The sequence below is a fragment of the Butyrivibrio sp. INlla14 genome, assembly GCF_900102515.1.
Taxonomy (GTDB): Bacteria; Bacillota; Clostridia; order Lachnospirales; family Lachnospiraceae; genus Butyrivibrio.
Window position 1 is genome coordinate 1 of the sequence record NZ_FMVS01000062.1, and the last position, 5446, is coordinate 5446.

Genomic DNA, 5446 nt, shown 5'->3' on the forward strand with positions numbered 1-5446 from the left:
AGAGTATAGTACAGAGAAACGTTCCTCATCTATTGTTGGAAATATCTCTTCTGCAAACACTTTTGCCCATGACCTGACCAGAGCTTTCTGCTCTCTTTCAGTCAAGACGTTAAAACTATCAAACATTGAAATCTGCTGGGAATCATTTGTGCGAAATGACATGACATGTACCTCGTGGATTTGATACTTATATTCTATCATGCTTTCGCCATGTCTCCCAGTGTTTATGCGGTTTGTATTAACTTTTCAAGGGACAGATATATGTAAATCCCATTAGGGATTAGCAACTATAGTTTTAGATTCAAGGGGCTTTTGACCCCAACATCATTATATGGATATATTCAAAAAAGATTTAACACCACTTCATCTATATTATCCACAGACAAAGCAATCGCTGCTTCCTCCCCTTATGATAGTACCTTGCACTATAAAAGGAGTATAAACGCCAACCATCCAAGCACTATCTATTGTACTTTGCCTACATATATAAGAAACCTCATTGATCATCCCGATTACCAGACCAAGATTACTAACGATGAAATTCAAAAATCAATACTACTATTAAGAAAAATATTAGAAACTACAAAATAACTAGCTATCAAGTCTTATTTCATTTCAAAAAATGAGCGGTGCTATCACACCGCTCAACTCACACAATATTTTCCAATCCATTCAACAAGTTCACTATTATTAGGTATCCTGTTGCCATCCTTCTTAGAATATATTGTAACCAAAAAGATTTCCGAATCGTCTTTAACTACATAATATATTATTCGATAGCCATTGGAAGCCCCTACCTTTGCATCCGTATTGGCAGACCTAACCTTATAAGTATGTTCTCCGACTGCAACTTGAATATTGGGAATCTCTGTCCCCAACAAATTCCCCTTTTCGAGCTCATCCGTAATTTTTTTTACGTCCTCATCTATATGAGTATATTTCTTTTTCTTATAGTAAAACTCCATGTCTTCTATAAATTTATCAGTTGGTATAACCGTATAATTACTCATCCTTTTTCCATTCCGCCATTTCTGCCCATAAATCTTCAAGCGTATTCTTTTTCTTTTTGCCCTCTCTCATAAGCCTAATTTCCTCAAATGATTCTTTGATGGACTCTTCGATAGAGCAGTAGCGTTCATCATTCGGAGCTGTCATCTGATTACTCATAGCCCTCACCTCATCTCTCTTAGAGTACAAAAAGCCTACCTAGACTATACTTCTACGCATAACTAGGCAAGCATACAATAACATCTTCTTTACTTTCATTATACCTTTAGTCAACAATATTACAATCCATAATATTTTGTGGTATCTATAACTATAACATACTACATTTTGATAAAATCCAACTATTATAATTGTTTGATTTCATCATATACTCCCTCTTCCACCAATTTCTCTTCCCTCGGTGCCGTAATAAGCACTGCTCTTAGCCTTCCATAGAACACAAACATGCTTCCGCCTGCTGCCGCGTGAGCATGGCCCTCTGTTAGCACTTTCTTAAGATCTTGTATTCCTCCAGCGCCGCCTATAGCTGTCACAGGGATATCTACAGCATCTGCTATATTTCTTACAAGTTCTAGGTCATACCCCTGCATCATCCCATCATTGTCTATAGAGTTGATGATTATTTCACCTGCACCAAGTTCCAAGGCTTTCCTGGCTAGTTCTGCTGGAGTTATGCCTGTTTTTCTTGTTCCGTCTTCTACGTATACTTCATGGCCTGTCGCTGTTTTCTTGGCATCAATTGAAGCCACAACGCTCTGGCTTCCAAAAAGCTCTGCTGCCTGTTTTATCAAATCTGGATTATCTATAAGTGCTGTGTTTATTACAACTTTCTCATAACCAATTGCAAGTAGTTTTCTTATCTGATTGATATTGGTTATACCACCGCCATAGCTAAGAGGCATGAAGGCTTCGCTTGCTATATCAGCAAGAAGTTCAAAGTCTGGTTCTTTGTGGTTCTTGGTGGCACCTATATCTAGGATTGAGAGTTCGTCTACACCTTTGATGTTAAAGATTTTAACCGCGTTGACTGGATCTCCCAGATAAGTTCTTTCACCAAATTGTTTAGTTTTTATGAGGTCTCTGTCATCTATGAGGAGGACAGGGATGATTCTTGGTCTATTGTACATATTATTCTCTTATCACAAGTTGTCGTCATTGACTGGATTTAATTTATGTCAGTGTCATCTACATTTTTACAAAGTTCTCTAGTAGCTGCATTCCAAAGCTGTGGCTCTTTTCAGGGTGGAACTGAACGCCCATCACATTTTCTTTTACCACAGCGGCAGCAAATTCATAGCCATAATCGCAGGTCATAAGTACGTTATCAGGTGAATTGCATACAGCATGATAGGAATGCACGAAGTAGTAACGCTGTCTCTTGTCAAAGAGGTCCTTGGTTAGAGGTATGTCTTTTTGTATATCTACAATGTCCCAGCCCATGTGTGGGACCTTAAGGTTTTGATCCTTCACCTGAAAGCGTTTACTCTCAAATGGAATAAGGCCAAGTCCTTGGCGTGTTCCTTCTTCACTCTTTTCACCTAGAAGCTGCATTCCTAGGCATATCCCTAATATTGGCTTCTTGGCTATTAGTGCTGTGTCTTTTATGTACTGCGTTAGGCCTGTCTCATTAAGCTTACTCATGCCTGCATCAAAAGCTCCAACACCGGGGAGAATTAATTTATCGCAGTGATCAAGTTCTGCTGTATCAGAGGATATTATGGCTTTCTCACCGATGATCTTCAGCATGTTTTTTATCGAGCCCAAGTTTCCAAGGCCGTAATCTATTATTCCTATCATTGTGTGTTCCAATTCTTGTTGTGTTATATGTTATTGTCTTGCTAGATAGACATCCATTTATTGATGTCAATTCTCGCTACTTTTTAATTTGTACCAGTATCGTTAGTATACTTGCAATAGTTTGTCATTTTCTTAGCTTAAACTCTAAGATTCCTGCGCTCCATGCCCAGCATTTTGTTAACAGCGACCCCTAGTCTTATCATCCACATTGAGTTCTTGTAATCTTCAGGCGTCTTTTTAGGGCCTTCTATTATAGCCTCGAATTCTTCTGTGGATACGCCTAGCTTTTTGGCAATGTACTCTTTATCCTGCATCATGAGGTCAGTATCATATGGCGGCTGCTCCAGGCGCTTAATGGCTTCCTCCCTGGTAATGGTGCCAGCAAGGATTTCATTGGATAGTACGTTCTTGCGGGTATCAAATCCAAATTTGTGAGGAAGGTAATAGCCTTCGAAGAATCTGGTGAAGACATTCTCGTAATGCTTGTTCTCATACTTGTTCCAACCGTATTTTTCATGAAGGAGCTGTTCTGCCTCTGGCTTATTGTAGATGACATAGTCCAGAGGGTACACTCTGTGCATTTTTTTGAAGTATCTATAGTAAATCTTGTACTTTAGCATACCGCAGGTTGGATAGGTTTTGAGTTCTCTTTTGCCAAATTTCTTGTGAATGTCCATGGCCATGGTAAGGTCATTCATGTAAATCCACTCTACTGGCGGGCGGATGAATTCTGTGGCATTATTGGAGCCTGTGAGAACGTAGTGAATCTTATGCTTAACTGCGTAGTTATATAGCGCGGAAAAGATTGCGTGATCCTGAGGAAAGTCCTGTGATGAAATGCCAGACTTGAAAAACGAGAGCTGAAGATCAGCCATTTCTTTCCAGTTGATAACTTCCGTGTACATATCAAGATCAAGGCCTTTTACTATCTTCTCAATGTTATCTACTGCAACGTTGAGATTCCAGCCTGTGTCCACTACGAAGGCCAGAGGCCTTAGGCCCATAACTTCCTTGGCAATATATGCAAGGTAAGAGCTGTCCGCTCCTCCGGATAAGCCCAATATGCAGTCGTATTCGCTGTTCTTACCAGCCTTCTTAATAGTCTCAGCAAGCTGCATAAGCTCATCCATACGATTTTCCTTGGGCTTCCAGTATGGGGCTATGTTCTTGTCAAAGTTGCGACAGTGGTCACAGACTCCATTTTCATCAAAGGTAATCTTGGAATCGGTGGTGTCCATGACGCAACGTGTGCAGCGCTGGTAGGGGCGAATGTGTGATGCAGTTTTGTTGGCTTCTCCATTCGACACTGTATTAGGTACTGTATTAGACTCTGTGTCTGAGACATAATTGCCTACTATATGGTTAGTTTTATTATCTGTTGCTTCGTTTATTGTATTGTTCATATTTGTGTGTGACGCATTATTTATAATGCTTGTGCTCTATTTGCTTATGAATTGGCCTGCTGGCTTCTGTTTCGCTTCTATTATGCCCCTAATTAATTTATCCTTGTTTGGAAATAGGTTATCTTTACTTCCTGATTCGTTTTTCTATTCCCAAAAGCTCATATAGTCTGATGCCTGCATTATAGATGTGTTGCTAGCTTCTGAACTTTGTCTGGCATCTTGGAAGATCATAGAAAGCTTTGAGCTGTTCTTCTGATATTTCCAGTCTCTTAGCTACCTCTGAGAATAGCTCTTTTGCCTCAGCTTCTGTAATCGGAGGCTGTTCGAGGATTCTAAGGGCTTCATCTCTAGTCATCTGGCCTGTTACAACAAGGCTAGAGAGCTGTGCTCTACGGATGTCATGGCCGAATTTATTAGGAGACCAATAACCTTCTAGGAACTTAGTTATAAGATCTTCGAAGTGCTTCTGACCATAAGGCTGATAGTCGTATTCTGACGCGAGTGTATCTATCATCTGCTGCCTTGTTATTGGTACCAAGTTAAGAGGCTTAAGTGTCTTAACTCCGAGAACATACGGAATCCAGAATTTATGCTTAAAGCCGTTTGTAAAGGTGTAGTGCTTTATAGGGATATCACAGTATTTGCGGATAACGTCCTTCATAAAGGTACCATCGCCTGTAGGGCCTGAGCCTTCAGCCCAGGACTCTGGATCAGCTATAATCTCTGTGGCAATGTTATAGCCATTTAAGATATACTTGACACCTAGTTCTCTTGAGTATCTGTCTATAAGAGCAATAAAGGCGTGATCCTGCGGAGCATCCAACATTTCAAGGCCTGTTCTGAACCAGGCGAGCTGCATCTGTCTCATCTCTTCCCAGTCCATTTTCTCAGTATGAAGTTCTACGCCCAGCTTTTTGGTTAATTTCTCTATGTTTGCCTCTGCAACAGGAAGATTCCAACCTGCATCTATATGGAAAACAAAAGGTCTAAGCCCCCACTCTTTTACTGCAAGATGGAGCATATATGAGCTGTCCAGACCTCCACTAAGGCCAAGAATGCAATCGTATTTATTGTTCTTGCCACTTTCCTTGATTGCAGTGATTAGATTCTGAAGTTCCTGCTCATGGCCTTGTCCATGATTCCACTCAGGAAGGATTCTATTTTTATATTCATTACAGCGCATGCACACGCCATTTTCATCAAATGTGATGTCTGGATCTGAAGTGTCCATAACGCAG

The 5446-nt window shown here is 40.4% G+C and carries 6 protein-coding genes; all 6 read right to left on the reverse strand.

All coding sequences use genetic code 11. From position 1 onward, the window contains the following. Positions 1 to 644: 644 nt before the first annotated feature. On the reverse strand, positions 645 to 1010 hold the full coding sequence (locus BLO53_RS18705; RefSeq protein WP_092065186.1) for a hypothetical protein: 366 nt from the start codon (positions 1008 to 1010) through the stop codon (positions 645 to 647). Then, on the reverse strand, positions 1003 to 1167 hold the full coding sequence (locus tag BLO53_RS19400; RefSeq protein ID WP_176757372.1) for a hypothetical protein: 165 nt from the start codon (positions 1165 to 1167) through the stop codon (positions 1003 to 1005). Before BLO53_RS19400 ends, BLO53_RS18705 begins: the two co-directional genes overlap by 8 nt. A gap of 185 nt (positions 1168 to 1352) precedes the next feature. Further along, positions 1353 to 2135, reverse strand: coding sequence for an AglZ/HisF2 family acetamidino modification protein (locus tag BLO53_RS18710; RefSeq protein ID WP_092065189.1), 783 nt, complete (start codon positions 2133 to 2135; stop codon positions 1353 to 1355). Positions 2136 to 2193: 58 nt separating this feature from the next. After that, a complete protein-coding gene (gene hisH / locus BLO53_RS18715; RefSeq protein ID WP_092065192.1) occupies positions 2194 to 2805 on the reverse strand; it encodes an imidazole glycerol phosphate synthase subunit HisH in 612 nt (203 codons plus the stop codon). Between the two features lie 137 nt (positions 2806 to 2942). Continuing rightward, positions 2943 to 4208 carry an N-acetyl sugar amidotransferase gene (locus tag BLO53_RS18720; RefSeq protein WP_092065195.1) on the reverse strand — a complete coding sequence of 422 codons (1266 nt, stop codon included), beginning with the start codon at positions 4206 to 4208 and terminating at the stop codon, positions 2943 to 2945. A 193-nt stretch (positions 4209 to 4401) separates the two neighbouring features. Then, a partial coding sequence (locus BLO53_RS18725; RefSeq protein ID WP_207648491.1) for an N-acetyl sugar amidotransferase occupies positions 4402 to 5446 on the reverse strand: 1045 nt, incomplete at its 5' end.

Excerpts from the sequence above, each read along its gene's own strand:
- BLO53_RS18705 (WP_092065186.1), bottom strand. The coding sequence starts at position 1,010 with ATGAGTAATTATACGGTTATACCAACTGATAAATTTATAGAAGACATG.
- BLO53_RS19400 (WP_176757372.1), bottom strand. The coding sequence starts at position 1,167 with ATGAGTAATCAGATGACAGCTCCGAATGATGAACGCTACTGCTCTATC.
- BLO53_RS18710 (WP_092065189.1), bottom strand. The coding sequence starts at position 2,135 with ATGTACAATAGACCAAGAATCATCCCTGTCCTCCTCATAGATGACAGA.
- hisH (WP_092065192.1), bottom strand. The coding sequence starts at position 2,805 with ATGATAGGAATAATAGATTACGGCCTTGGAAACTTGGGCTCGATAAAA.
- BLO53_RS18720 (WP_092065195.1), bottom strand. The coding sequence starts at position 4,208 with ATGAACAATACAATAAACGAAGCAACAGATAATAAAACTAACCATATA.